Annotated in this window: 19 protein-coding genes and 3 pseudogenes; 14 read left to right on the top strand and 8 right to left on the bottom strand. The window is 73.4% G+C overall.

What is annotated here, in order from left to right; all coding sequences use genetic code 11:
• Window positions 1-43 precede the first annotated feature (43 nt).
• The 4 genes from AB7J25_RS11475 to AB7J25_RS11460 all read left to right on the top strand — a co-directional run bounded on the left by AB7J25_RS11475 (window position 44) and on the right by AB7J25_RS11460 (window position 6,115).
• Entirely contained in the window at window positions 44-196 is a 153-nt protein-coding gene (locus tag AB7J25_RS11475; RefSeq protein ID WP_428507982.1) for a hypothetical protein, read from the top strand.
• A 297-nt stretch (window positions 197-493) separates the two neighbouring features.
• Complete coding sequence (locus AB7J25_RS11470; protein WP_428507980.1) at window positions 494-2,023, top strand: 4Fe-4S dicluster domain-containing protein; 1,530 nt, start codon at window positions 494-496, stop codon at window positions 2,021-2,023.
• 58 nt (window positions 2,024-2,081) lie between these two features.
• Window positions 2,082-4,982 (top strand): molybdopterin-dependent oxidoreductase, encoded by a 2,901-nt coding sequence (locus AB7J25_RS11465; RefSeq protein WP_428507978.1) that lies wholly within the window; start codon window positions 2,082-2,084, stop codon window positions 4,980-4,982.
• Entirely contained in the window at window positions 4,979-6,115 is a 1,137-nt protein-coding gene (locus tag AB7J25_RS11460) for an Mrp/NBP35 family ATP-binding protein (protein ID WP_428507976.1), read from the top strand. The genes AB7J25_RS11465 and AB7J25_RS11460 overlap by 4 nt, the downstream gene beginning before the upstream one ends.
• Before the next feature lie 94 nt (window positions 6,116-6,209).
• On the opposite strand, the gene AB7J25_RS11455 is transcribed toward AB7J25_RS11460, so the two are convergent.
• From AB7J25_RS11455 to AB7J25_RS11425, 7 genes are all read right to left on the bottom strand, one after another.
• Window positions 6,210-6,368: a hypothetical protein gene (locus AB7J25_RS11455; protein ID WP_428507974.1), complete on the bottom strand. Its 159-nt coding sequence runs from the start codon at window positions 6,366-6,368 to the stop codon at window positions 6,210-6,212.
• 217 nt (window positions 6,369-6,585) lie between these two features.
• Window positions 6,586-6,903, bottom strand: coding sequence for a transposase (locus tag AB7J25_RS11450; protein WP_428507972.1), 318 nt, complete (start codon window positions 6,901-6,903; stop codon window positions 6,586-6,588).
• An 853-nt stretch (window positions 6,904-7,756) separates the two neighbouring features.
• Window positions 7,757-8,977, bottom strand: coding sequence for a tyrosine-type recombinase/integrase (locus AB7J25_RS11445; RefSeq protein ID WP_428507970.1), 1,221 nt, complete (start codon window positions 8,975-8,977; stop codon window positions 7,757-7,759).
• Window positions 8,978-9,062: 85 nt separating this feature from the next.
• Window positions 9,063-9,431 (bottom strand): hypothetical protein, encoded by a 369-nt coding sequence (locus tag AB7J25_RS11440; protein ID WP_428507968.1) that lies wholly within the window; start codon window positions 9,429-9,431, stop codon window positions 9,063-9,065.
• A 55-nt stretch (window positions 9,432-9,486) separates the two neighbouring features.
• A complete protein-coding gene (locus AB7J25_RS11435; RefSeq protein WP_428507966.1) occupies window positions 9,487-9,672 on the bottom strand; it encodes a hypothetical protein in 186 nt (61 codons plus the stop codon).
• A gap of 215 nt (window positions 9,673-9,887) precedes the next feature.
• The gene (locus AB7J25_RS11430) at window positions 9,888-10,790 is read right to left on the bottom strand and encodes a DNA methyltransferase (protein ID WP_428507964.1); all 903 of its coding nucleotides are present in this window, start codon (window positions 10,788-10,790) and stop codon (window positions 9,888-9,890) included.
• Complete coding sequence (locus AB7J25_RS11425) at window positions 10,787-11,284, bottom strand: hypothetical protein (protein ID WP_428507962.1); 498 nt, start codon at window positions 11,282-11,284, stop codon at window positions 10,787-10,789. Before AB7J25_RS11425 ends, AB7J25_RS11430 begins: the two co-directional genes overlap by 4 nt.
• Before the next feature lie 768 nt (window positions 11,285-12,052).
• On the opposite strand from AB7J25_RS11425, the gene AB7J25_RS11420 reads away from it, so the two are divergent.
• The 8 genes from AB7J25_RS11420 to AB7J25_RS11385 all read left to right on the top strand — a co-directional run bounded on the left by AB7J25_RS11420 (window position 12,053) and on the right by AB7J25_RS11385 (window position 22,922).
• Window positions 12,053-13,177, top strand: coding sequence for a sigma-70 family RNA polymerase sigma factor (locus tag AB7J25_RS11420; protein WP_428507960.1), 1,125 nt, complete (start codon window positions 12,053-12,055; stop codon window positions 13,175-13,177).
• Window positions 13,174-13,548, top strand: coding sequence for a pilin (locus AB7J25_RS11415; protein ID WP_428507958.1), 375 nt, complete (start codon window positions 13,174-13,176; stop codon window positions 13,546-13,548). Before AB7J25_RS11420 ends, AB7J25_RS11415 begins: the two co-directional genes overlap by 4 nt.
• A gap of 268 nt (window positions 13,549-13,816) precedes the next feature.
• The gene (locus tag AB7J25_RS11410) at window positions 13,817-15,529 is read left to right on the top strand and encodes a hypothetical protein (protein ID WP_428507956.1); all 1,713 of its coding nucleotides are present in this window, start codon (window positions 13,817-13,819) and stop codon (window positions 15,527-15,529) included.
• The gene (locus AB7J25_RS11405; RefSeq protein ID WP_428507954.1) at window positions 15,526-16,635 is read left to right on the top strand and encodes a PrgI family protein; all 1,110 of its coding nucleotides are present in this window, start codon (window positions 15,526-15,528) and stop codon (window positions 16,633-16,635) included. Before AB7J25_RS11410 ends, AB7J25_RS11405 begins: the two co-directional genes overlap by 4 nt.
• Complete coding sequence (locus AB7J25_RS11400; protein WP_428507952.1) at window positions 16,632-18,512, top strand: VirB4 family type IV secretion system protein; 1,881 nt, start codon at window positions 16,632-16,634, stop codon at window positions 18,510-18,512. Before AB7J25_RS11405 ends, AB7J25_RS11400 begins: the two co-directional genes overlap by 4 nt.
• Window positions 18,509-20,833, top strand: a complete 2,325-nt coding sequence (locus tag AB7J25_RS11395) for a type IV secretory system conjugative DNA transfer family protein (protein WP_428507950.1) — start codon at window positions 18,509-18,511, stop codon at window positions 20,831-20,833. The genes AB7J25_RS11400 and AB7J25_RS11395 overlap by 4 nt, the downstream gene beginning before the upstream one ends.
• A gap of 70 nt (window positions 20,834-20,903) precedes the next feature.
• Window positions 20,904-21,899, top strand: a complete 996-nt coding sequence (locus AB7J25_RS11390; protein ID WP_428507948.1) for a replication-relaxation family protein — start codon at window positions 20,904-20,906, stop codon at window positions 21,897-21,899.
• A 117-nt stretch (window positions 21,900-22,016) separates the two neighbouring features.
• Entirely contained in the window at window positions 22,017-22,922 is a 906-nt protein-coding gene (locus tag AB7J25_RS11385; protein WP_428507946.1) for an NlpC/P60 family protein, read from the top strand.
• Window positions 22,923-23,843: 921 nt separating this feature from the next.
• On the opposite strand, the pseudogene AB7J25_RS11380 reads toward AB7J25_RS11385, so the two are convergent.
• A pseudogene (locus AB7J25_RS11380) lies at window positions 23,844-25,023 on the bottom strand (IS1380 family transposase); the annotation flags it as partial.
• A 123-nt stretch (window positions 25,024-25,146) separates the two neighbouring features.
• On the opposite strand from AB7J25_RS11380, the pseudogene AB7J25_RS11375 reads away from it, so the two are divergent.
• Together AB7J25_RS11375 and AB7J25_RS11370 are read left to right on the top strand one after the other, a co-directional pair.
• A pseudogene (locus AB7J25_RS11375) lies at window positions 25,147-25,482 on the top strand (helix-turn-helix domain-containing protein); the annotation flags it as partial.
• 130 nt (window positions 25,483-25,612) lie between these two features.
• A pseudogene (locus tag AB7J25_RS11370) lies at window positions 25,613-26,197 on the top strand (IS1634 family transposase); the annotation flags it as partial.
• Window positions 26,198-26,323 lie beyond the last annotated feature (126 nt).

Raw genomic sequence — 26,323 nt, 5'->3', positions numbered from 1 at the left:
ATACCGTGTTTCGCCCTGCGTCGACTCGGGCGGGAGGTCCACGATGCTCATGATCGACGATGCGGAGCCGCAGGAGGAACCGCGGCCGAATGCGGACGGTGCCGGGCAGGGCGACGACGACGCGCTGCCGGCGTCGCTCATCTCGACGATCGCCGAGCTCGCCGGTGCGGCACTGCGTCTCGGCGTACCTCTCTGAGGACCAGCGGGCCGAACGCCTGCATCCGACGGGGCAGAGCCAGGCGCCACCGCAAGCCGCGTCATCCCGGGGAGCGCGGCGGGGCCGGCACGACGATTCCGGCGTGGCTTCGCCGGCAACGCCGCTCCTCGGATGCCGAACAGGCGCATCCCGGCGACACGAGTTCGACGGGCCCACCTCGTCCGTTCGCAGCAAAGCGTATCAATATTCGGACACCTTGTCCGAACATTAGGATGGATGCAAGACTCCTCCCATTCCGTCCCGGCGAACGGCGTCGGCCCACAGGGAGGTGTGGCCGTGAGGTACGGCTTCGCGATCGACCAGCGCACCTGCATCGGGTGCCACGCGTGCACCGTGGCGTGCAAGACCGAGCACCAGGTACCGGTCGGTCAGTTCCGGACCTGGGTCAAGTACGTCGACCAGGGAAGGTTCCCGAACTCGACACGTGACTTCGGTGTCATGCGCTGCAACCACTGCACCGATGCGCCGTGCGTGCGGATCTGCCCGACCGGCGCGCTCTGGAAACGCACGGACGGGATCGTCGACTTCGACCGCGACCGCTGCATCGGGTGCAAGAGCTGCATGCAGGGCTGCCCGTACGACGCGATCTACATCGACGCCGTCACGAACACGGCGGCGAAGTGCAACTTCTGCGCCCATCGGGTGGACGCCGATCTGGAGCCCGCCTGTGTCGTGGTCTGCCCGACGCATTCGATCTGGGTTGGCGATCTGGACGACCCGGCCAGCGGGATCTCGCAGCTGGTGAACTCGAACCCCGTCAGTGTGCGCGCCCCGGAGCAGAACACCGGTCCCAACGTCTTCTACCTGGGCGCGGACCGCGCCGTACTCGACCCGCTCGGCGCGCCCGTCGACGACACGTACGTCTTCTCCACCCCGGACCAGCACCGCCTCGACGTCGGCGGTGACCTGCCCGTCGATCCCGTCAGCGGCGCCCGCACCACCCTCAATACGCCGCACCCGCGACCGTGGGGCTGGCGGGTCACCACCTACCTCTGGACGAAGGGACTGGGCGGCGGGGCACTGCTCGTGGCCGCGCTCGCCGTGCTGCTGGGGGTCGACCTCGGGTTGATCAGCACGATCGTGGCACCCGCCCTAGGGGTGGCCGGGACGGCCGCCACGGGACTACTCCTGGTGACCGACCTGAAGCGGCCCGAGCGGTTCCTCTACATCGTCACCAGGTCCAACTTCCGGTCGTGGCTCGTCCTCGGCGCCTACGCGCTGGGCGCGTTCGCGCTGGTGTCCGGCCTCTGGCTGCTCTACGGGATCGGTGTGGCGACAGGGCTGGCCGCCCCCTCGGACGCGGTCCGGAGCGTGCTCGCCGTCGCCGCACTGCCGACCGGGGTGATGGTCGCCGGCTACACCGCGTTCCTATTCGGACAGGCCGAGGGCCGCGACCTGTGGCAGTCGCCGCTGCTGTTCTGGCACCTGACCGTCCAGGCGGTGATGGTCGGTGCCGGGGCCCTCGCCGTCGCGGCCACCATCGCGGGCAGCGACGGCGTTTTCGTCACCCGCGCGCTCGTCGTCGCCACGGCCCTGCACGTGCTGATGCTGCTGCTGGAGTACGGCGGCAGGCACGCGAGCCGCCACGCTGCGGCGGCCGCACACATGGTGACCCACGGTCGCTACGCGCGGACGTTCTGGCTGGGCGCGGTACTGCTCGCCGGGCTGGCCGCCGTGCTCGCCGCGCCCGGCTGGGACGGCGGCGCACCGGTGCTCACGGTCGTCGGCGGGCTCGCGGTGCAGGTCGCCCTCCTCGCCTACGAGTCGGTCTTCGTTCGCGCGGGCCAGGACGTGCCGCTCTCCTGAGTCGCGATCGACCCGATCCCGCCCTAACCCGCGCCTACCACGCCGGAAGGTCCCCCTCATGACCGCGACTGTTCCCCCCGCCGCAGGCGAGTCCGCCACACCGACCGCCCCGGCGCCGGTCGCCGCGCCGCCAGCGGTCGGGCACCCGCTCCCCGGGGCACGCACCCACGAGCACCTGCGCAACTTCCCGCCGGTGTCGGAGTGGGACCACCACGTGGGGTACGACGCGAAGGCACACCCACGCAGGGTGCCGCGGTCCTACATGCTGGTGCCGACGACGTGCTTCAACTGCGAATCGGCGTGCGGGCTGCTGGCCTACGTCGACAAGGACGACCTGTCGATTCGCAAGGTCGAGGGCAATCCCGCCCATCCCGGCTCGCGCGGGCGGAACTGCGCCAAGGGCCCGGCCACCGTCAACCAGCTCACCGACCCCGAGCGGATCCTGCACCCGCTGCGCCGCACCGGGGAGCGTGGTGGCGGACGGTGGGAGCGGGTCTCCTGGGACACGGCGCTCGACGACATCGCCGGCCGGATCCGGACCGCGATCCTCGAGGGCCGCCGTAACGAGGTTATGTACCACGTCGGACGCCCCGGCGAGGACGGTTTCGCCGAGCGCGTGCTGCAGGCCTGGGGCTGCGACGGGCACAACTCACACACCCAGGTCTGCTCGTCCGGCGCGCGGCTCGGACAGACGCTCTGGGGCGGCTACGACCGCCCCTCCCCCGACCACGCCCACGCCAAGGTCATCCTCCTCTTCTCGTCACACCTCGAGACCGGGCACTACTTCAACCCGCACGCCCAGCGGATCATGGAGGGCAAACAGGGCGGCGCGAAACTGGTGGTCGTCGACCCGCGGATGTCGAACACCGCGAGCCATGCCGACGTCTGGCTCGCCCCGTGGCCGGGAAGTGAGGCGGCGATCCTGCTGTCGATCGCGTCGTACCTGCTGCGCACCCGGCAGCTCGACGAGCCGTTCCTGCGCCGCTGGCTCAACTGGGACGTCTACCTCGACGAGCTGCACCCGGACGCACCCCGCACCTTCGAGGCGTTCCTCGGCGCGCTGGAGGACGACTACACCCGCTACACCTTCGCGTTCGCCGCGCAGGAGGCGCAGGTCCCGGTGGCGCGGATCGAGGAGATCGCCCGCCTCGTCGCCGACTGCGACCACCGGCTCTCCGCCCACGTCTGGCGCTCCGCGGCGGCCGGCAACCTGGGCGGCTGGCAGGTGTCCCGCGCGCTGTGGTTCGTCCTCGCGCTCACCGGCTCGATCGGCACCAAGGGCGGGACCAGCCCAAACGGCTGGAACAAGTTCATCCCGCACGGTCCCGACGTGCCCGCCCACGCCGACTGGAACCCCCTCGGCTGGCCCGCGGAGTACCCGCTGGCCTGCAACGAGATGTCCATCCTGCTGCCGCACTTCCTGGAAGAAGGTCGCGGCCGCGTCGAGGTCTACTTCTCACGGGTCTTCAACCCGGTCTGGACCTACCCGGACGGGTTCACTTGGATGCGCGCGCTGTCGGACCCGGACAAGATCGGGCTACACGTCGCGCTCACGCCGACCTGGTCCGAGACCGCCGAGTTCGCCGACTACATCCTGCCGATGGGCCACTCCACCGAGCGCCACGACACCCATTCCTACGAGACGCACTCGGCACGATGGCTCGGCTTCCGCCAGCCGGTGAAGCGCGTGGCGATGGAGAAGCTCGGCCGCCCGGTGGGCGACACGCGGGATGCCAACCCCGGCGAGGTGTGGGAGGAGAACGAGCTCTGGTTCGAGCTGTCCTGGCGGATCGACCCGGACGGCTCGCTCGGCATCCGACGTCACTTCGAGTCGCCCTACCGTCAGGGAGAGAAGGTCACCGTCGACGAGTACTACCGGTGGATCTTCGAGAACCGGGTGCCCGGCCTGGCCGAGAAGGCCGACGCCGAGGGCCTCACCCCGCTGGCCTACATGCGCCGCTACGGCGTCGTCGAGGTCGCCGACGACCTCTACCGCCAGGACGAGCGCCCGCTCACCCCGGCCGAGCTGGACGGTGCCGCGCCGGACGAGCACGGCGTGCTGCGCAAACCCACCGACCTCGACTCCGTCCCCCCGCTGATCGGCGAGGCCGGGGCGGTCGGGCTGCGCCACGAGGACGGCTCGGTCACCGCCGGCTGGCTTACCCCGTCGCGCAAGCTGGAGGTGTATTCCCCCACGATGCGCGACTGGGGCTGGCCCGAGCACACCACCCCGGGCTACATCCGCTCACACGTCGCCCGCTCGGAGATCGACCTCGACGCCGGCGACCTCGTCCTGGTCCCGACCTTCCGGCTTCCGACGCTGATCCACACCCGATCCGGCAACGCCAAGTACCTCAACGAAATCTCCAACTCCCACCCGCTGTGGGTCAACACCCTCGATGCGACCCGCCACGGCGTCGCGACCGGAGACCTGGTCCGGCTCTCCACTGCGATCGGTCACCTGGTCGCCCGCGTCTGGGTCACCGAGGGCATCCGGCCGGGCGTCTGCGCGCTCTCGCACCACATGGGCCGCTGGCGGCTGCACGGCAACGAGGGCAGCCGCTGGGTGCAGGGCCTCGTCGACATCGCCCACCCGGACGGGCCGGACTCGTGGCTACTGCGCTACCGGGGCGGGATCGAGCCGTTCGAGTCCGACGACCCCGACTCGCGGCGGATCTGGTGGACGGACCCGGGCGTGCACCAGAACCTCGCTTTCGGCGTGCAACCCGACCCGCATTCCGGCATGCACTGCTGGCTGCAGAAGGTGCGCATGGCGAAGGCCCACGCCGGCGACCGCTACGGGGACGTCTACGTCGACGCCCGACGCTCCCGCGAGGTCTACCGGGCGTGGCTGGGGAAGACCCGCGCGACGCTCGGGCCGGGTGGGCTGCGCAGGCCCGAGTTCCTGATGCGGCCAGTCAAGCCGCGCCGTCGCGCGTTCCGGGTGGCGGGGTCGTGAGCCGCCTGACGTCTCGCAGGCCCGTCGTCGACCTCGCGGCGGTCCGCGCCGCCGTCGGGGCTGTGCACGATCCCGAGCTGGGGATGACCCTCGCCGAGGCGGGACTGGTCGGCGACATCACCGTGAGCCGCAGCGGCCACGTCCGGGTGCAGCTTCGCCTGACCACACAGGGCTGCCCGCTGGAAAGCGAGCTGACCGCCGCCAGCCATCGGGCGGCCGTAGCCGTCGCGAGCGTGACAACGGTGGACGTCGCCGTCGCGACGCTGTCGGCGCGCGAGCGCGCGGAGCTCGCCGACCGAGTCGCCGCCTCCTCTGCCCCGCTCACCGGCGGCCTCGGCGCTCCCGCGCCCCGGATCCTCGCCGTAGCCAGCGGCAAGGGCGGTGTCGGCAAGAGCACCGTCACCGCGAACCTCGCCGCCGCACTCGCCGCATCCGGTGAGCGGGTCGGCGTCCTCGACGCCGATGTGTGGGGCTACTCCATCCCACAGCTGTTCGGGATGCGGCGCAGCCCCGTCGTGCTCGGGGAGAAGATGCTGCCCGTCCCCGCACACGGTGTCGCGCTGATGTCGATCGGGTTCTTCGTCGCCGACGACCAGCCGGTCGTCTGGCGCGGACCGATGCTGCACAAGGCACTGAGCCAGTTCGTCACCGATACCGCATGGGGCGCGCTCGACAGCCTGCTCGTCGATCTCCCACCCGGCACCGGCGATGCCACCCTGTCTGTGCTAAACCTGCTGCCGGACGCCACGCTGCTGGTCATCACCACACCGCAGGCGACGGCCCGGACCGTGGCCACCCGAGTGGCCCGCATGGCCGCGGAAAGCGGGCGATGCGTCACGGGGGTCGTGGAGAACATGTCGGCCTCGGTGTGTGGGAGCTGCGGCGAGCACACGGCGCTCTTCGGCACCGGCGGCGGCCGGCAGCTCGCCGACGATGTAGGCGCGCCACTGCTCGGCCGCGTTCCGCTCGACGTCGAGCTGCGCGAAGCGGGCGACCGCGGCGTCCCGGTCGTCCTCGCCACACCGCAGAGTGCGTCCGCCCGCGAGCTCACACGGATCGCCTCGGCGCTGCCCGCAGCATCCCGACGGTCGCTGGCCGGCCGAGCACTGCCCCTGTCCGTCGTCACCCGCTGACCCGACGCGTCGTTCGTAGCCCAGATGCCCGGTCGGGTCGGCGGCCAGACCGCGTTCGAGCACCGCTTTGAGCATCTCGGGGAGGAAGCCGCCCTCACCGGTCAGCGCGAGCCGGTCGGCATCGGCAGTCCAGCACCTCGTCGAGCAGGCCTGCATCGAGCATCCGATTGATCGTCTCGCGGGCCGAGCCCGGTTGGTCGGCCTTGCCCGCACCGAGCGGATGGCCGTCGGATGGTTCCTCGGTCATGGTCATCTGCGTACTCCTCACTCGAGAGGATCGGCCTCGGCCAGGGCGAGCTCGACCGCGTGTCTGCGCGCCGCGTCACGAACACGCTCTCGGGCCGGCCGCGGCCATGGACCCTTGGTCGGCGCACCGACTCGGGCGCGGGCCTGCCAGCGCCGCCAGGTGCATTCGGGCATGCCGATCACGGCGCAGAACCTCGTGGTCGGCATGCCCGCCGACACCCGGATCACCTCGAGGTCCGCGAAGGGCCCAAACGGCCCTCGGTGGAACGCTTCCAGACCCAGATCTCGACCGCGGCCTCACCCAACGCGTGGGTCAGATCGGCGACCTCGGCCTGCAACTGCTGCTCACGCGTCGACGGGCCGGACTTCCCCGCGGCCAGCCCAGCCCGACCGGCCTCCAGGAACTGCCGCTTCCAGGTCCCGACCGACTGCTCGGACACCTTCACCCGCCGTGCGGCCTCCGCGACGGTGATCTCACCGGCCAGGATCGACAGCACGATCCGGGTCTTCTCCTCGGCCGGCAGCGCCGACGGTCTCGCCATGACGATCAGGTTCCTCCATGGTCAGACCGCAAGAAACGGGCCCTGCCAAGAAGTCTGACGCGAGACAGCACGACTCAAGGATGGGTGCGAGCCACTGGGTCGTGGAGCGCACGTCGCGGTGGGTGACGCCTTGAGCGGCTCCCTACCGCAACGGATGTCGCGCCGACATGGACCTCGGCCGGCTCCAACACGCGTGCACCTGATCGCCAACACGGGTTCGCAAGGTATCCGTAGGGGTTCTGAAGACCGGCCGGTTCCATGCTGGTGCGGCCGGCGCGTGCGCACTGCCGCCGCGCCGTCAGAGCCGACGCAACCCGTAGACGAGAGCTATCGTCGATGCGCCGAGGACGATGAGACCCGTAAACACCGCATCCGCGGCCAGGAGCATCGCCCCAAGTGGCAGCCCAACGACAGCGCCAACCAGCAACCCGGCTCCCCGTCCCACTTGTACAGCGTGCCCGACGACATCGCCGGCCGCGGACGTGATCCGGCTCGCCGGACCGGCACAGGCGGACTGGGTCCTGCACATGTCCAGCCCTCGCCGTGCCCAACTTCCCGGCCGCCGTCATGCGGCGCCTGCCGGACGAGCCCGGCACTTGCGGTCGGCATAGCGGCGAGCGCGGCCGCGGTTCGTCGCGATCGCCATCTCCAGCCACCGGTCGGCCGGGTCGTGCTCGGTCAGGATCTCCAACAGCCGTGCCCAGACCCGCGGCGTCGTTGCCGATGCGCTCGGCGCACACCACTGCGCTGTGCTGGTCGACGACGGCGACGGTGAGAACGGGCTCGACTAGGAAGAGTTTGCTGCTGCCCCCGGGTACCGGCTGCGGGCCGGCCGAGCGATCTCTGGGGCCGCTCAGGCCGGTCGGCGGCGTGCGGCGGGCAGGGCATGCGTCGACGCGACCGCAGCGGACCAGTTCGGTGCGGCGAGGGCGGCCAGCGCCGTCGTCCAGCGCCGCTGCAGGGTGTCGAGCACGCGTGCTTCGAGTTCGGGGGCGACGTGGCTGTAGATGTGCTGGATCTTGTCGGGGATGCGGTGGCCGAGGCGGCGGGCTTGGGCGACCTCGGGGATCTGGTCGGCGATCAGCCAGGTCTTGTGGCTGTGCCGCAGCCCGTGGAAGGTCAGCCCGGGCGCTGCGGGTGCGGCGGCCACCGGTGGCTGTGCCCGGATGGTGGTGCCGTCGGCGGCGGGCCGCATGGCGCGGCGGGCGAAGTTGGAGCGGCGCAGGAAGCTGCCGTCGGCGTTGACGAACACGTGCGGATGCGGGTGGGTGCTCAGGTGGTGGCGCAGCACCTCGACCAGGAACGGCGGCAGTGTGATGGGGCGGGCGGACTCGGCGGTCTTGGGCGGGCCGAGGTAGAGCATGGTGTCGACCTCGTGCAGCGCCCCGACGTGGGGGTCGATCACGATCCGGCCGACACCGTCGGAGGTCAGGGTGAGGTTGTCGCGGTGCAGCCCGGTCAGCTCGCCCCAGCGGGCGCCGGTCCAGGCCGCGGTGAGTAGCAGGATCCCGGCGGTGGGCCCGGCGAGGCGGGCGGCGTTGACCGCGACGGCCAACGCCTGGGCCGGGGTGGCCCAGACCGGCTCGGTCACGGGCTCGTGGCGGCGGCGGCCGCGGCGTCGGGGGCGGATGGGGTTGGCGGGGATGAGGCGTTCGTCGGCGGCGTCGGCGAGCATCATGCTGAAGATCTTCAGGATGGTGGCGACGGTGGCGGCGGCGTAGCCCTCGGCGCGCAGCTTCTTGGCCCAGGCGGCGACGGCGATGCCGCTGATGTCGCCCAGCGGGGTGGTACCCCAACGGGGCCGGATGTGGTTGCGGGTGATGCTGCGGTACTGGGAGGTCGTGGCCGGGGAGACGTCGAGGGCGTCGAACCAGGTGATGATCCAGGTGTCGAGGGTGATGCGGCCGGCGTGCGGGTCGAGGAAGTCGCCGCGGCCGCGGTCGGTGTCGATCTCCCGGGCCTTGGCCTCGGCGGCCTTGCGGGTGGGGAATCCGGAGATCGAGCCGTGGGTGCCGTCGTCGCGCCAGTAGCGCACCCGCCAGGTGCGCTTGCCGGATCTCTCGACGAACGACATCGCTGCTCCCTGCTGGACGGACGGTCGGCTGATGGATATGGACGCTCGATACGACGCAGAGAGCCAGTCCCTCGTCGGCTCGGTGTCACCGCGGGTGTCGGCGACGGGTTGCCGCGGGTCCGGTGAGGGCCGGTCGGGCCGCGGCCGCGGCGATCGCTGCGAGGTCGGCGGCGGAGAACCGCAGGTGCTTGCCCAGGAACGTGCACGGCACTGCGCGTGCGGCGGCCTTGCGGCGCAGCCATGACTCCCGCACGGTCAGCAGGCCGGCGGCTTCGGCGGGGGTGTAGAGCTGCGGCGGCGCGGGCTCGGCGCTGCCGGTCGCGTGTCGTTCGGGAAGGGCCGGTTCGGCAGCCGGGACATCCACCGCCTGCGGTGCGCCGTCGGCGCTCGGGCATCCCCGGTCGCCGGCGTGGTGGTGGCGCCGCACGCCTCGCGGGCCGGTCCGGTGGGTCATCGGGACGCACCGTGCCGGGCCGGCGACCCGTACTGCCGGCCGGCTGGCCGTGTCGCTACCCGCAGGGCGACATCACGACGACCGTGACCGCCGTCGCGGCCAGCAGCATCGTGACCGCGATGGCGGCCAGCACGGCGGCCGCGGACGCCCGGCGTCGCCGGTGTGGCCGCGGCGGCCAGGTCTGGGCGTGTGGCCGCCGGCCGCGGCGGTGTCCGCGCCGGGGCGGGGAGGGATGGTGCATGGCCGGGCTCCTGACGCGAGCGGGGTCCGGTCAGGGCTCGGGTCGGCGGGGATGCGCCGGTCCGAGCCCGTGTCCGGTGAGGCTGGCGGCCGAGGCCCCCGCCCGCGGCTGCCGGGTGGGGACGTGACCGACGGGATCCATGGACGCTCGGTTGACGGCAGAGAGCCAGTCGGCCGCCGCCCTCGCCGACGTCCCGGCGGGCGCGGGCGGGGGATCTATCCGGCATCGACCAGCGTCTGGTCCGGTTCGAGCGCGCCGACGCCGGCCGGGCGCTGCAGGACGACGACGTCCTCGTGGGCGATCAGGTGTAGGGGCAGGCCGCGGTCGCGTTGGCGGCGGATGAAGTCGCGTTGGAAGAACGAGCCGCGCGCTATGTAGCCGCCGTCGTCGGTGACCCGGCCGAGCAGGGCGACGCAGCGTTCGACGACGGTCAGGCCGGCGTGGCGGCCGCAGGCCTGGATCTGGGCGGGCAGGTCGATGAGCTCGGCGTGCTCCCGCCAGGGCCGGATGGTGATCACGACGTGGCCGCCGGGGCGCAGGTAGCCGGCGGCGAGGGTGAGGATGCGGGTGAACCCGGCCAGCAGCCGGTGGTGGCCGATGTTGGCGAGGTTGCCGCGGTCGAGCGGGTCGCCGTAGCGGTGGTCGCGCTTGTGCACCCCGCCCGTGCCGGTGGAGACCTGGCCGTGGGTGGACGGGCCGTAGGGCGGGGAGGTGACGATCAGGGCAACCTGGCTGCGCAGCTCGTCGGGCAGCAGCCAGTCAAGGTGGCGGGCGTCGCCGGTGTGGACGCGCCCGAGGCTGCGGCGCAGCGGGCCCGCTTGGGCGAGGTTGTCCCGGGCGATCTCCGCCCAGCGGATCTCGTACTCCACCCCGACGGCGCGCCGGTCGAGGTGCACGGCCTCGACCAGGGTGGTGCCGATCCCGCACATCGGGTCGAGGACGATCTCACCCGGCGTGGTGTAGGCGGCGATCGCGTGCGCGGCGACGGCGGGCAGCATCTTCGCCGGGTGCGCCACAGAGCCGGGCACGTACCGGTCGCCGCGCTGCACGGCCGGGCTCCGCTGCGCGGTCGCCCACACCGACCCCATCCCCTCGCCGCCGATCATCGAGCCGGTCATCGGGTCGCCTCAGCCGCCGTGTCGGGAGCCGGGCCAGGGTGCCCGCTGCGGGCGAACAGCAGCAGATCCGCGTGGGCGCTGTGGTGAGCCGACGCGGCCGTGCGGTCCGCGGATGGCGGCGGTGCCTGCCCGTGCGGCGGCGGGGTGAGCGGTGCGAGCGGGATCACAATGTGCTGGAGGTAGAGCAGGTCGGCGTTCTGCGCGGACGCGACGACCATCCCGGTCGGGTCGAGCAGTTCCGCCGGTGCCGTGTCGGTGTGCCGGCAGCGGGTGAGGACGGCCAGGACGCCGCCGGGTCGCAGGGCGCGCGCGGCCAGCATGCCGAGCCGGTCGTCGACGGCGCTGTCGCCGAGGTCGACGAACACGACCGCCACCTCGCCGTCGTCGTCGTCGCGACTGTGCGCGGCGGGCCCGCGGTCGCGGGGCGGCGCGGGGAACCGCTCGCGGCTGCGCCCGAGGCCCGCGTCGGCGACCAGCGGTGCCCAGAACGGCACAACCCGCACCCCCGCCGGACGGCGGCCGGGTTCCCCGCCGGCTGCGGTTGCGGGGTCGGTCGGTCGGAGCCGGGGGGTGAGATCGAGCCACCGGCCGTTGGCCGGCAGGAACGCGTGGCGGACCGCAGCGAGCACCCAGGTCCGCCAGGCCTGCCCGACCGCGTAAGGGGGTGGTGCCCACACCGTCGCAGGAACCCCCTCGCGGGATCGGCGGGCTCGGCCCGGGCCGCCGCGAGGCCGATCGAGCGAGGGCCGTCCGACCGGCCGGGGCGTCGCCATGCGGCCGTGTCCGATGGCCGGGCCCGTCGCGGCCGGACAGCTCGGTTCGTCGGCGGGTTCGTGGTGTCGCTGGGTGTCGTCGATGGGCATGCGCATCTCCTTGTCGCGTTCGCGTCCCCCACCCGGCCCCGTCACTACATTTCGGTCGGAGGGATTCCGGGTGCGCGACAAAGTCCGCCATGACTCCGGTTACCACCTGCGCACAGCACGATTGCAGCGACGGAGAAAATCGGCCTGCAACACCTGCCGCAGTGCTGTAACCGCACGTAGACACGGTGCATCCGGCGGATGACCTCTGCATGGCCATGCGGGAAATCGTCTGGCGCAATCCCTGTGATTCGCACGCCGGGCGGTGTCGCAACGCCCGGGACGAGCCTATTGCGGTGTTGCGGAGTGATTGTGCAATCCCCGTGCAATCAGCGGTGTGTCCTCCTGTTTTCCGTCGGCATCAGCTCTGGAGTCACCGTGGAAAGCAGGTCGAGAACCGTGATGAACCATCGCCACATCCCGGCGGCGCCCGTCGACGGCGCGCCGCTGGAGCAGGCCCGGGCCGCGTTCGAGTGGCTGGTGAGCGGGCCCAGCCCGCTGAGCGTGGACGGTCGGGCGCTTCGTGGTCTGCCCGGTCGCGCCATCCGCATCGACGCGCTGCGCGCGCACCTGGGTCACCCGTCGACGCCGGCCGCGACCCGCGACGTGGCCTGGGCGCACCTGGTGCGGCGGTCCCGCGCCCGGGGCGGCGCCTGGACGGTCGCCTGTGTCGGGGTGGCGCTGCCGGCGCTCGTCGCGACCGGCAGGCGGCTGTGTCGGGACCTGCGGCCGGCACGTCACGGCGACACGGCCGGCCCGCGGGGGCGCCGCGGCATGGCCGGTGCCGTGGCGGACATCGAGTCGGCGGTGCTGTCCGGGTTCCTGGCCGAGCTCGCCATGGTCGACCTGCGCCGCCCGAACATCCCGGCCCGGCTGTCCGCCGCCGCACACGATGCCGGGCGGGCAGCGCGACGCGAGATCCACCGGGCACCGATTCCCCGCGCGACCCTGTTCGCATCGTCCCCGCCGCCGGCGCCCGCCCGCCACCCCGACCTCGTTCTCGCCCGCGCGGTCGCCGCCGGGGCGCTCAGCCACCCGGAGGCCGTGCTGATCGGCTCGACTCGGCTGGAGCCGCACACGCTCGCCGAGCTCGCCCGCGCCCGCGGCCACACCCTGGCCGCGACCCGCGCCGCACGGGTACGTGCCGAACGCAAACTCGCCGAGTTCCTCCGCACCGCCGACCCCGACAGCACCGCCAGCACCGACACGCCGCTGCGCACCGCCACCACCCACGGCCCCGCCCGCCACCCGGCACGTCCGCGGCGCCCGTCGGCCGGCACCGGGAACAACCCCGCCGAACCGGGCCGACCGGTCCGGCGCACCGCCCGTCTCGACCCGGCCACCGCCGCGCCGGGGCAGCGACGCGTCCCCGCCCCCGACACCAATGAGGACCCCGCAACCCCCGAGCCAGCCGGCGAGGCCGCACCAGCGCATCGCCGATGTCGCCGGACACGCCGTCGCCCGACCGCACACGGTGGCCACCGCACCGGCGCTGGCCGCCCCACCCGGGACGGGGACCGGACATGACGGTCCCCGTCCGGGGGTGGCCTCGTCGGCACCGGGCGCTCGGCCGTGCGGCGGCGGCCCTCGTACTGGCTGCTCTGCTCACCGCAGTGGCCGCCGCGCCCGCGTCCGCGCGAGAAACCGTCACCGTGCTGGCCGCGCCCGCATCGATCGACCAGGTGCTCACCAACATCAGGAACTGGATCGTCGGGATCCTCGCCGCGCTGGCCACCGTGTTCCTCACCATCGGCGGCGCCCGCTACGTCATGGCCGGCGGCGACCCCGGCGAGGTCGAACGGGCCCGGGCGGCGCTGCGTTCGGCGGCGTTCGGCTACGGCCTGGCCGTGCTCGCACCGCTGATCGTGCAGGTCCTCCAGGGAATCGTCGGGGGCTGAGGTGATCCACCGTCGGCGACCATGTCCCCGCCGCACAGCGAGGAGGAGTGTCCGGCTGCTGCCCTGCGTCGCGATCGCCGTCGCGGTCGCCGCTTCCGGTCCACCCGATCCGAGCGCCGACCGGGTCGTCCCCGCAGCCGCCGCGCACAGCGTGGCGGCCCAGCCGCCCGCGCCGGCCCCCTGCGACAGCCCTGGATGCCCGCCCGACGACGCTCCCGGCCGGGTCCCGGGCGCCGCCCCACCAGCGCCGAGCGGCGGTGCGGGTGAGGTGCCCCCATCGGCGTGCGGGGTGTTCGACCCGGGCGCGTGCGTCTCCGAATCCGTCACCCGATTCCTGCGCTCGGTGGTGTCCGACGCGCTCAACCCGATGATCGCGCTGCTCGGTGACACCCTGCTCGCCACCCCGAACCCGACCGACCTGCCCCGGCTCACCGCGCTGTGGGAGGGGTCGTGGCGGATCCTGCTGGCCTGCTACGGCCTGCTCGTCCTGGCCGCCGGGATCGTGCTCATGGGGTACGAGACCATCCAGGCCCGCCACACGCTGCGCGAGATCGCCCCCCGCCTGGTGATCGGGTTCGTGGCCGGGGCCGTCTCGCTGAGCCTGGCCGACACAGCGATCGAGGCCGCCAACGCGCTCAGCAGCGCGGTGCTGGCCACCGGCGTCGAGGAAACCGGCGCCGCGGCCGCCCTGCGCGAGCTGATCGAGTCGGCGCTCCACAGCGCCAACGGCGCGACCTTCCTACTGATCATGGGCCTGGGGGTCGTGGTCGCGCTGCTCGCGCTGCTGCTCACCTACATCGTCCGGGTCGCGCTCACCGTCGTCCTCGTCGCCGCCGCCCCGATCGCGTTGATGTTCCACGCCCTGCCCCACACCGAAGGGATCGCCCACTGGTGGTGGCGCAGCTTCGGCGCGTGCCTCGCGATCCAGGTCGTGCAGAGCCTCACCCTGGTCATCGCGCTGAACGTGCTGCTCACCCCGGGCGGCGGATTCGGGTTCGAGGGTGCGGACGTCGGCAACGGGTTCGTCACCCTGCTCGTCGTCCTCGCCCTGCTCTACGTCCTATTCAAGATCCCGTTCTGGCTGCTGTCGGCCGGCCGGATCAGCGGCGGGCGGTCGCTGCTCGGCTCCCTCGTACGCGGGTTCATCGCCTACAAGACCTTCGGCCTGCTCGGCGGTCTGGGACGGACGAGCCCCGGCGGCCGCGGCAACGGCCGACCCGGTGGCCGACCCGGTGGCGGTGGGCACGGCGGCGGCCCGGGCAGGGGCCCGAGACCGGGCCCGACCGACCCGTACGCCCGGACCCGAGCCACCCGGGACGGACAGCTGATGCTGCCCCTGGAGGGCCTCGCCCGACGGCGCCCCCGCCCGGCCGCGCCCCCCGCCGAGCCGGCCGGCCGGCCGCCGACGACCGGCCGCCAGCTGGCCCTGCCGCTCACCGAGGGCGAGTGGCCGGAGAACCGGCCGGTCCTGGGCCGCGACGGGCAGTACCGCCTCCCGATCACGGTCACCCGCGCCCGCCCGACGGCCGGGCCCGCACCCCCCATGCCGAGGCGGCGATCCCCGCGTGCCCGGCAGCTGGCCCTGCCGCTTACCGAAGGGGACTGGCCCGAGCACCGCCCGGTCCTCGGCCCGGACGGCCAGTACCGCCTTCCGATCAGCGTCACCCGCGTCCGGCCCGCTACCGCGGCGCCCGCTGCAGCACCCGCTCCGGCACCCGCCGGCCCACCGGCGCGACGCGTCGGGCGGCAGATGTCGCTGCCGTTCGATCCCCGCCAGGCCAGCCCGGCACTGCGTGCCGGGCGGTATCCGGTCCCGACCGAAGGCGCCGCCCGCCGGCCCGCGGCCACCCCGCCGACCCCGGCCCGCCGGTCGCGGCCCGGCCGAGCGGCCCGCACCGGTACCGCCGCAGCCGCCCCGTCCGATACCGCGTCCTCGACCCCGCGTCGGCGACGCCCCGGCCCACCCGGAGACCTCTCATGACCCGGCCCACTCGCATCCCCTCCGATGTCAACCGCCCCGACCGGATCCTCGGCCCGTTCACCGCGCGGCAGGTCGCGATCCTCGCGGTCACCGCCGCCATGCTCTACCTCGCCTGGACCGCGTTGCGCGGCGTGGTCGCATTGCCCGTGTTCTTGTTCGCCGCGCTCCCGGTGGGCGCGTTCGCGTTCGTGATCGCGGTCGGGCACCGCGACGGGCTCCCGCTCGACCGGCACCTGTTCGCCGCGGTGCGCCACCGCATTCGTCCGCGACACCGACCCCGGCCCGCGCGCGACGCGGTCCCCGCCTGGCTCACCCCAGCCAACGCAGACACCGACCGACCCGAACACCCCGGTCGACGACCCACCACCTTCCCCGCCCGCACGGTCACCGACACCGGCCCGCCCGGCGACCCCGGCGTGGCGGTGGTCGACCTCGGCCCGGACGGGCTGGTCGCGATCGCCGAGCTGTCGACGGTGAACCTGGCCCTGCGCACCCCCGCCGAGCAGGACGGCCTCGTCGACGGGTTCGCCCGCTACCTGCACGCCCTGGCCGGGCCGACCCAGATCCTCGTCCACGCCCTGCCGCTGGACCTGTCCGACCACCTGCACGACCTACACTCCCGAGCCCGCCAACTCCCCCATCCCGCACTCGCCGCCGCGGCCGACGCACATCGCGCCCACCTCGCCCGGCTGGCCACCGCCGGCGGCGAGCACGAGCTGCTCACCCGCCAGGTCCTGCTGGTGCTGCGCGAACCCGCCGGCCGCGGCGGCGCCGAGCACCGGCTGCTGCGCCGCCTCAACGACGCCACCCGGCTGCTCGCCCCGCTCGACGTCACCGTCACCCCGCTGTCCGCCGCGGAAACCACCGTCCTGCTCACCAGGATCTGCAACCCCGACCACGAACCACGTCGATCCGGGCAGCCGGACGTCGTGCGGCGCCACCCACCGACCGGTCACGACCGGGCCTCCCAGGAAGCGGACGACGGCCGGGACGAACCGAACCGGGCGGACCCCGACCACGGCCCGGACACCGAAGAGGACGACGGCTGGGGACCCGACCCCTGGACCACGAACCCCGACCCCCGGACCGCCCGGAGGACCCGGTGACCCGCCGCCCCGCGCGTCCGGGCGACCGCGTCGCACCGTTCGTGCCCCGGGCGTTGTCCGTGCACGCCCGCCACGTCCAGCTCGGCCACGCCCACCACGCCGCGACCCTCGTGGTCACCGGCTACCCCCGCGACGTGCACGCCGGCTGGCTCGAACCGCTCACCAGCTACCCCGGCCGCGTCGACGTCTCCCTGCACATCGGCCCGATCGACCCGGCCACCGCCACCACCCGGCTGCGCCGCCAGCTCGCCCGCCTCGAATCCGGGCGCCGCGCCGACGCCGACCACGGCCGCCTGCTCGACCCGCACGCCGAGGCCGCCACCGAGGACGCCTACACCCTCGCCGACCGGATCGCCCGCGGCGAAGGCCGCCTGTTCACCGTCGGGCTGACCCTGACCGTGCACGCCCCCACACCCGAGCAGCTCACCCAGCGCGTCGACGAGGTCCGGGCGTTGGCCGCGAGCCTGCTCATCGACGCCCGCCCCACCACCTACCGCGCCCTGCCCGGCTGGGTCACCGGCCTGCCCCTCGGCCTCGACCGGCTCGCCCAGACCCGCACCTTCGACACCGACGCGCTCGCCGCCGCGTTCCCCCTCGCCTCCGCCGACCTCCCCACCCACGGCGCGGCAGGTGGCCCCGGCGGGGTGCTGTACGGGCACAACCTCGGCACCCGCAACCTCGTGTTCTGGGACCGCTTCGGCTGCGACAACTACAACTGCGTCATCCTCGGCCGCTCCGGGGCCGGCAAGTCCTACCTCGTCAAGCTCGAGCTGCTGCGCTCGCTCTACCGCGGCATCGACGCCCACGTCATCGACCCCGAGGACGAGTACACCCGGCTCGCCGCCGTCGTCGGCGGCGTGGTCGTCCGCCCCGGCGCCCCCGGCGTGCACCTCAACCCCCTCGACCTGCCCATCACCACCCGCGCCGACGGCCGGCGCACCGCCCCCCGCGACGCGCTGACCCGCCGCGCCCTGTTCCTGCACACCTTCCTCGCCGTCCTGCTCGACGAACCCCTGTCCGCGATCGACCGCGCCGTGCTCGACACCGCGATCACCGCCACCTACCGGGCGGCCGGGATCACCGACGACCCCACCACCTGGACTCGGCCCGCGCCCCTGCTCGCCGACCTGCGCGCCACCCTCACCGCCCACGCCGAACCCGACCCTGCTGCTAGCGGGGACGGGCCGTGCACCGACGCCACCAGCGCCGGCGAGTCGGAGCGGCAGGCCGCGGCACGGCTCGCGGCCATGCTGCACCCGTTCACCGACGGCGCGTTCAACCAGCTCTTCACCGGCCCGACCACCACCCGCCCCGACTCACATCTCATCGTCTGGGCGCTGCGCGACCTGCCCGAGCAGCTCCGCCCGGTCGGCACGCTGCTCGCCCTCGAGACCATCTGGACCCAGGTCAGCGACCCCTCCGACCGCTGGCCCCGGCTCGTCGTCGTCGACGAGGCCTGGCTGCTCATGCAGCAACCCGCCGGCGCCCAGTTCCTGCTCCGCGCCGCCAAGGCCGGCCGCAAGCACTGGGCCGGGCTCACCATCGCCACCCAGGACACCGCCGACGTCCTCGGCACGGACCTCGGCCGGGCCGTCGTCACCAACGCCGCCACCCAGATCCTGCTCCGCCAGGCCCCACAGGCCATCGACGCCGTCACCACCACGTTCGACCTCTCCGCCGGCGAGCGCTCGTTCCTGCTCTCCGCCGAACGCGGCCAGGCGCTGCTGTCCGCGGGCCGGCACCGCGTCGCCTTCCACGCGCTGGCCGCCGACGCCGAACACGACCTGATCACCACCGACCCGCGTGAACGCGCCCACCACGCCGACGAGCACGACGATCACCTCGTCCTGATCGACGCCGACCAGGATGGGCCGTGATCGACCGGGTGCTCCCCCACCTCACGGGACACGCACCCGCGGCCGTCGCCGTCGTCCTCACCGCCGCCACAGTCACCACCGCGGCCGCGGCGGTCCACGCCGTGATCGCACGGGCGCGGCTGCGGCGCCTGCACACCGGTGCACGCCTGGTGATGGTGCTGGCGCCGCGACGGCTCGCCGACGACGGCGCGCAGGCGCTGTGGGGCAACCTCGCCGGGTTGCTGCGCCCGCGCTGGCGGCGCCTGCTGTTCGGCCAACCGCACCTCGCGTTCGAGTACCGGGTCACCGCGGAGAAGGCGACGATCCAGCTGTGGGTGCCCGGGCCCGTCCCGCCCGGGCTGGTCGAGCGCGCCGTCACCGCCGCCTGGCCCGGCACCACCACCCGCACCACCCCCGCACCAGCCCGGGCCCGCGCTGACGCGTCCGCGGCGGTGGTCACCGGCGGCACGTTGCGGCTCGCCCGAGGCGCCGATCTCCCGATCAACGACACCGTCCCCGGCGACCCCGTCACCGCCTTGCTCACCGCGGCCGGTGAGCTGCCCGCCGGCCCCCGCGGCGAGGTCGTCGTGCAGGTCCTCGCCCGGCCCACGCCGTCGAGACCCGCCGCCGGGGGCACTCGATGCGATGGACGGCTCGTCGTCGCCGCGAGCGGCGCTGTCGGGTGGGCCGCCCGCGAGGTGCTCACCCTGCTCGCCCCGGGCCCGGTCAGTACCGGCCGCAGACCGCACACGCAGGCGATCCACGACCCGCGGACACGGTTGGAACGCTTCGCCGCGGACCGGGCCGCGGTTAGCAAGGCGCGCGCCGCGACGTTCGAGACCCTCGTGCGCTACGCGGTCAGCATCGAACCTCCACCGGGCGGCGACCCCGAGCAGGCCCGGCGCGCCGCGCGCGGGCGCGCACACGCGGTTGCCGCGGTGTTCGCCTCGTTCACCGGTCACAACTTCTACCGCCGCCGCCACCTCCGCCGCCCCGCCCAGGCCATCGCCGCCCGGCGGATGCGCCGCGGGGACCTGCTGTCGGCCGCCGAGCTCGCCGCGATCGCCACCCTGCCCGCCGGGCACGCCCCCAACCTGGAACGCGCTGGCGCCCGCACGGTCGCCCCACCCCCGGGCATCCCGTCGCCGGGCCCCGAGGTCAAGCCGCTCGGCGACACCACCGCCGGCACCGCCCGCCCGGTCGGCCTGCGCGTCCCGGACGCCCGCCACCACCTGCACGTCATCGGCGCCACCGGCTCCGGCAAGTCCACCCTGCTCGTCCAGCTGATCCTCGCCGACGCCCGAGCCCGCCGCGGCGTGGTCGTCATCGACCCCAAGGGCGACCTCGTCACCGACGTCCTCGCCCGCCTCCCCCCACCGGCCCGCGGCCGCGTCGTGCTGCTCGACCCCGACCGGTCCGGCCCCCCACCCAGCCTCAACCCGCTGCCCACCGCCGACACCCCGCCCAACGAGCGGGCACTGGCCGTGGAGAACCTCGTCGCGATCTGCCGCAACGTGTTCTCCGCCTACTGGGGCCCCCGCAGCGACGACGTCCTGCGCGCCGCGTGTCTCACCCTCGCCGCCCAACCCACCCCGCGCTCGCTGGTCGACCTCCCCGCCCTGCTCACCGACCCCGCCGTGCGCGCCCGGGCGCTGCGCACCGTCACCGACCCGGTCCTGCGGGGGTTCTGGACCGGCTACGAGCGCCTCTCCGACGGCGCCCGCGCCCAGGTCACCGCCCCGCTGATGAACAAGGTCCGCGCCCTGCTGCTGCGCCCGTTCACCCGCGCCGTCCTCACCACCGCCCGCCCCGACACCCCCGCGGTCGACCTACCCCGGATCCTCGACGGCGGGATCCTGCTCGCCCGCATCCCCAAGGGCAGCCTCGGCGAGGAGGGCACCCGCCTCGTCGGCTCCATCGTCGTCGCCCACACCTGGGCCGCCACCACCGCCCGCGCCCGCCAACCCCAACCGCAGCGCCGCGACGCCGCGCTGGTCATCGACGAGTGCCACAACTTCCTCACCCTCCCCCACGGCATCGACGACCTGCTCGCCGAGGCCCGCGGCCTGCGCCTCTCCCTCACCCTGGCCCACCAGAATCTCGCCCAGCTCCCCCGGCCGCTGCGCGACGGCATCGCCACCAACGCCCGCAACAAGATCTTCTTCACCGTCGGGCCCGACGACGCCCGCGACCTCGCCCGCCACACCACCCCGCACCTGGACGAGCACGACCTCGCCCACCTCGACGCGTTCCACGCCGCCGCCCGGCTCGTCCACCACGACGCCGAGACCCCCGCCTTCACCCTGCGCACCCGGCCCCTGCCCCCGCCCACCCGGCCCTGAACGGCGCCGACGCGACACCCGGCCGACATCGCCGCGCAGCCCGTCCCCCGTCCCGCACCGAGGAGAACCCGTGCCCTCATCCCCGCCGCCATCGCCGTTGCAGCGCGCGCACCGCGCCCCGGTCACCCCGTTCCGCCGGCACGCGGCCCTGTCCCCCGCCCACCACGCCCGCCTCGCCGCCCGGCTCACCCCACGCGACCGCTGGCTCATCGCGATGCTGCACGAGCACCGCGTCCTCACCACCCACGCCATCGCGACGATGGCGTTCCCGTCCGGGCGCGCCGCCCGGATGCGGCTGCTGCAGCTCTACCAGTGGGACGTCATCGACCGCTTCCAACCCCTCCTGCGCGTCGGCGCCGCCCCGATGCACTACGTCCTCGCCGGCGCCGGCGCCGCCGTCCTCGCCGCACAAGCCGGCGTCACCCTCAAACAGCTCGGCTACCGCCGCGACGACGCCCTCGCCCTCGCCCACCACCACACCCTCGCGCACACCGTCGCGATCAACGACCTGTTCGCCCGGCTCGTCGCGCGCAGCGCCAGCGGCCCGGTCCGGCTCGACACCTGGTGGTCCGAAACCCGCTGCCGCCGCCTCATCGGCGACATCGTCCGCCCCGACGCCTACGGCCGCGTCACCCTCGCCCGCACCCACACCGGCACCCACACCGGCCGCCGCAGCGGCTTCGAGTGGTTCCTCGAACTCGACAACGCCACCACCACCCTCGCCACCCTCGCCGCGAAGATCGACCGCTACGCCGAGCTCGCCGCGACCACCCACACCGCCACCCCACTGCTCGTCCGCTTCCCCACCCCGCGCCGCGAAACCGGCGCCCGCGAACACCTCGCCCGCGCCCTACGCGCCCTCGACAACCCCGCCCTCATCCCCCTCGCCACCGCCGCGACCGACGGCACTGACGCCGGCGACGCGGCATGGCTACCGCTCGACCCCACCACCGGCACCCGACCACCGCAGCGGCTCACCCTCACCGACCTCGCCACCCGCTGGCCAGCCCCACCCCGCGGCAACCCCGCCCTCAACCACCCCGCAGGCCTCGACGAAAGCCCATAACAGGACGCAGCCCCCCCCAAACCCACCCCAACCCGCCAGCTACAACCCCGCCGCCGCGACCCACCACCGCTGATGCGCGCCGCCCTCGCCGCACTCGTAGCGCTCATCGCCATACCGGTGCTCATCACAGCGCTCGCCGCCACCGTCCTCACCAGCACCGTCCTCACCAGCACCGGCCCCACCCAGCCGAGCGCCGCCGCCACCGCCGACATCCCACCCGACTACCTGCGCCTCTACCGCGCCGCCACAACCTGCCCCGGCCTGGACTGGGCCGTCCTCGCCGCCATCGGCAAGATCGAAACCGACCACGGCCGCTCCACCCTCCCCGGCGTCCACGCCGGCGAGAACCCCGCCGGAGCCGCCGGCCCCATGCAGTTCCTCGCCCCGACCTTCACCGCCGTCACCGCCCGCCACCCACCACCGCCAGGCGGCTCCACCCCACCATCGCGCTACAACCCCCACGACGCCATCCACGCCGCCGCCGCCTACCTCTGCGACTCCGGCGCACCCGCCCGCCTCGCCGACGCGATCCACGCCTACAACCCCTCCCGCGCCTACGTCACCGCCGTCCTCGCCCAAGCCGCCCGCTACCGTGGCACCGCCCCCACCAACGGTGCCGCCGCGGCCCGGACCGCCCTGGAATACGCCCGCGCCCAGCTCGGCCTGCCCTACCTCTGGGGCGGCGACGGCCCCGCCAACGGCGAACCCGGCTTCGACTGCTCCGGCCTCACCACCGCCGCCTACGCCGCCGCCGGCATCACCCTCCCCCGCACAGCCCACACCCAGTACCTCGCCGGCCCCCTGCTCCTACCCGGCACTCTGCTAAAACCAGGCGACCTGCTCTTCTTCGGTACCCGCGAACGCGTCCACCACGTCGGCATCGCCACCGGGCATGGCACCCTCATGATCAACGCGCCCCACCGCGGCGCCATCGTCAGCATCCAAGACGCCGCGCACTCTCCCGACTTCCTCGCTGCCTCCCGCCCGACGCTCCGGCGGACCGCGGTGCGCGCGACGCGATGACCACAGCGGTCGCCTTGAGGTAGTCCTCGACCCCCGGCGGAGCTGTGCCCACATGGCGCAGCTCCGTCGGCAACGCCTGGCGAGCGGGATGTCGATCTTGGATGGGTCACAGGCGTTCGATGAGCGAGCCTCAATTCGCCGCGAACTGTCGGGGTGGCCTGCTCTACTTGGCCTGCTCATGAAACCACTCGACGATCGTAGGGGGCCAGCGGGTGGCAAACCGAACGGCGGAGCAGCTCCTGCACGAGTTCTTGGGCAACACCGGCGCAGATGTGACGATGTCGTTGCTGCGTTCCCCGAACGCCCCATTGCACCTGGCGCTTATGGCCGCCCTGACCTTCCCCCGCTGCTCCGGACTCGTGGGGTGTGGGGTGTGGGGTTCAAGCCGCGTCAGCGGCCGAGGTGTGGGTTCGTTCGTAGTCGATGGGTGAGAGGTAGTCCAGCCGGGAGTGGCGCCGGACGGGTAGTAGAACGCCTAATGGCAACCGAGCGGACGCCTGTACCAGCAGTCGGCCATCGAGCCTGGTGATCGAGAGCGGCGCCCCTTGTACGGTGTCGCTGCGGAAGCAGATGCCTGTAGAAGCCGTCGGGCTCGACCCTGGTGATGGAGAGGGGCGCTGCGCCTGGCGGCGGCACCGCGCGGCGAGGATGGCCCTGTTCATGATCGACAGGGTTGAGTCCGACGTCGTCGACAGCCCTCGAGTCTTCATGCGAGCTGGGGCGCCTGCCGATCCGCGGGGCGAGACGGCTCGTGAGATGTCGCGCCCAGAGCACTGTCCATTAGCCCCGGTGATTCACGGCGCTAGTAGTTGATCTTCTGTTGATGCGGGCGAGGCCATTTCGGGCGGTGGGCGTGGGTGGTCGTCCGGCTTGCTGTTCTGCCGGGTGCTCCACTGTGATCGCTGGGTCGAGGTGTCGGGTTCAGCCGGCGGGGACGGGCAGGGTGTGTAGGCGGGAGAAGGCTCGGGCGAGGTCGATCGCCCAGGGCCAGGACTGCTCGATGCGGACCCAGGTGCGGCGCTGGCCGCGGGTGATGCGGGCGGCGGTGTGCAGCAGCCGATACCGCAAGGTCTTCGGTTCGGCCTTCGCGAGCGCGCCGTCCAGGAGCAGGTGTCGGGTCCAGGTGAGCAGGTCGACCGCGAGCATGACCACGGTCAACCATGCGGCGTTGATGGCGAAGGATCGCGGCTGGGGAAGTGGTCCAGGCCGGTGTCCTTGCCGCAGCGGATGCGGTCCTCGACGCGGGCGTGGGCGCGGTGGCGGGCGTCGACGAAGGCGAGCCGACCGGCGCGGGTGTCGGTGGCGAAGCAGGTGTAGCGCCACCCGTCGCGTTCCTCCATGAGATCCAGTTGGGCGCCGGGATGTGGGCGTTCGCGGCGCACGATCACCCGCGTCCCGGCCGGGTAGCCCTGCAACGCCGCGGCCGGGAGCAAGCCGGTGATCTCGGCCAGGCCAGCGCCGTCGCGGTGTCCGCCGTCGGCGTCGACCGCGTCGGCCCACGCCCGTCTCGGTACCAGCCCGATGGCGGTGCGTTCGCGGTCGGTGATCGACCAGCCGACGGAGAACTCGCAGGCCACGGCCTGCTCTTGCAGGGAGCGGAGGTGGGCAAGAAAGGCTTTCGAGCAGCCGGCGCTGTCGGTGCGGACCAGGATCGGGCGGCCGTGGCGGTCGGCGTCGGGGATCTGCGCCAACGCTTGGTCGAGCACGCTGATGTGGTCAGCGGCGGTGTTCGCGCTGGCGTTCCCGCGGCGCAACTGGGCGGCGAGGAACTCGCCGGTGTTGTCGCAGAACGCCAGCATCGGGTGATACCCAAAGGTGCGCTTGAACGTCGGCGCCGCGTGCTCCTTCTCGCTGTGGGCGACCACGATCGTCGCGTCCAGGTCGATGACCAGCACATCCACCTCACGGCCGGCCACCCGCGCGGACGGCACCGACCGACCACGGGTCTCGGCGTGCTTCGCCCAGACGACTCCCGTGCCCCAGCCCGAGCCGCCGCCACCCGCGCGAGCAGGCGGTCGTCGAGTTGGTCGAGCAGGCGCCAGCACGTCGAGTCCGACGCGACCGTCCCGAACAGTGCTGCCTGGTCGGCCAGCACGGCAATGAGCCCTTTCCATCCTGGTCGGAAGCTGGCGTGAGCTGCGGCGGCGTGGCGTCAGTGGAATGAGTGAAGCCCCTGGTAGACGGGCGATTGACTAGATCAACACGTCCTGACCAGGAGCTTTGGTTGCCTTCCTACCCTGCGGGGTTGTCCGTGTCCAACCACGCCCTCATCACGGTCTCCGATGCCGTACGGCATCGCCGCGCTGCGCTCGGAACCCGCTGGCGTCGGCTGACCGTCGGCGAGCAGGCGCTGCTCGTGGTGGCGCATCTGCGCAAGGGCGAGACCCACGCCGATCTCGCCGCCGGGTATGGGATCGGCACGACCACGGTGTTCCGCTACATCCGCGAGGCGATCGAGGTCGTCGCCGCCCTCGCCCCAGGACTGCAGGCGGCGGTCCGAGTGGCCGCGCGCAAGGCGTTCGTCATCCTCGACGGCACCCTGCTGCGCATGGACCGGGTCGGGATGGGCTCGGGTCGTCCCGACTTGGGCCATGTTCCCGCACTGATCGACAGTGCAGGTGGCTGACCTGCAGGTTTGTGTCTTGGGTGCGGGGGGTGTGTGCACTAATCGGGTTCGTAGTGTGCTGTGGGTGGCCTATGTCCGCACGGTGAAGACGGCCTCGGGAGCGCGGGCGGTGCAGATCGTGCACGGCTCGCGGCGGGGCTCTCGGGACATCGAGCATCTGGGCTCGGCGCACGACGAGGAGGAGTTGGAGGCGCTCAAGGCGGTGGCCCGCCAGCGGATCGCGGCCGGGCAGGCCGAGCTTGATCTGGGGCTGGAGGTGGCCGCGGCCGCTGCCGCGGGTGGGGCGTTGGAGATCGTCTCGTCGCGGATGGGGCATCTGTGGGAGGCGCTGTGTCGCGCCTACGCGGTGCTCGGGTTCGCCGAGGCCGCAGGCGGGGACGAGGTCTTCCGGGACCTGGTGTTGGCGCGGATCATCGAGCCGACCAGCAAGCAGGACAGCCTGCGGGTGCTGGCCGAGACCGGCGTCGAGGCGGTGTCGTATCGCACGATCACGCGTCGGCTGCCGGTCTATGCCGATCCCGGGTGGCGCCGGCGGCTGGCCGCGGCCTGCGCCGCGCACACCGCGCTGGGCCCGGCGTCCCTGGTGCTGTTCGACGTGTCCACGTTGTATTTCGAGACCGACACCGGCGACGGGTTCCGCGAGCCGGGGGAGCCTGTCAAGTTGTCTGTGTAAGTTGATCTCGGGTTGTTCAGAGGTAGGGGTCGAGGCGGTCGGGATAGGTCAGGGCGAGGGCGCCGAGGGCGGCTTTCCAGCCCTGGACGGTGGCGCCCTCGA

The organism is Pseudonocardia sp. (assembly GCF_050246655.1).
Taxonomy (GTDB): domain Bacteria; phylum Actinomycetota; class Actinomycetes; order Mycobacteriales; family Pseudonocardiaceae; genus Pseudonocardia.
The sequence above is the reverse complement of the archived record's forward strand: the minus strand, read 5'-3'. Positions and strand labels throughout refer to the sequence as shown.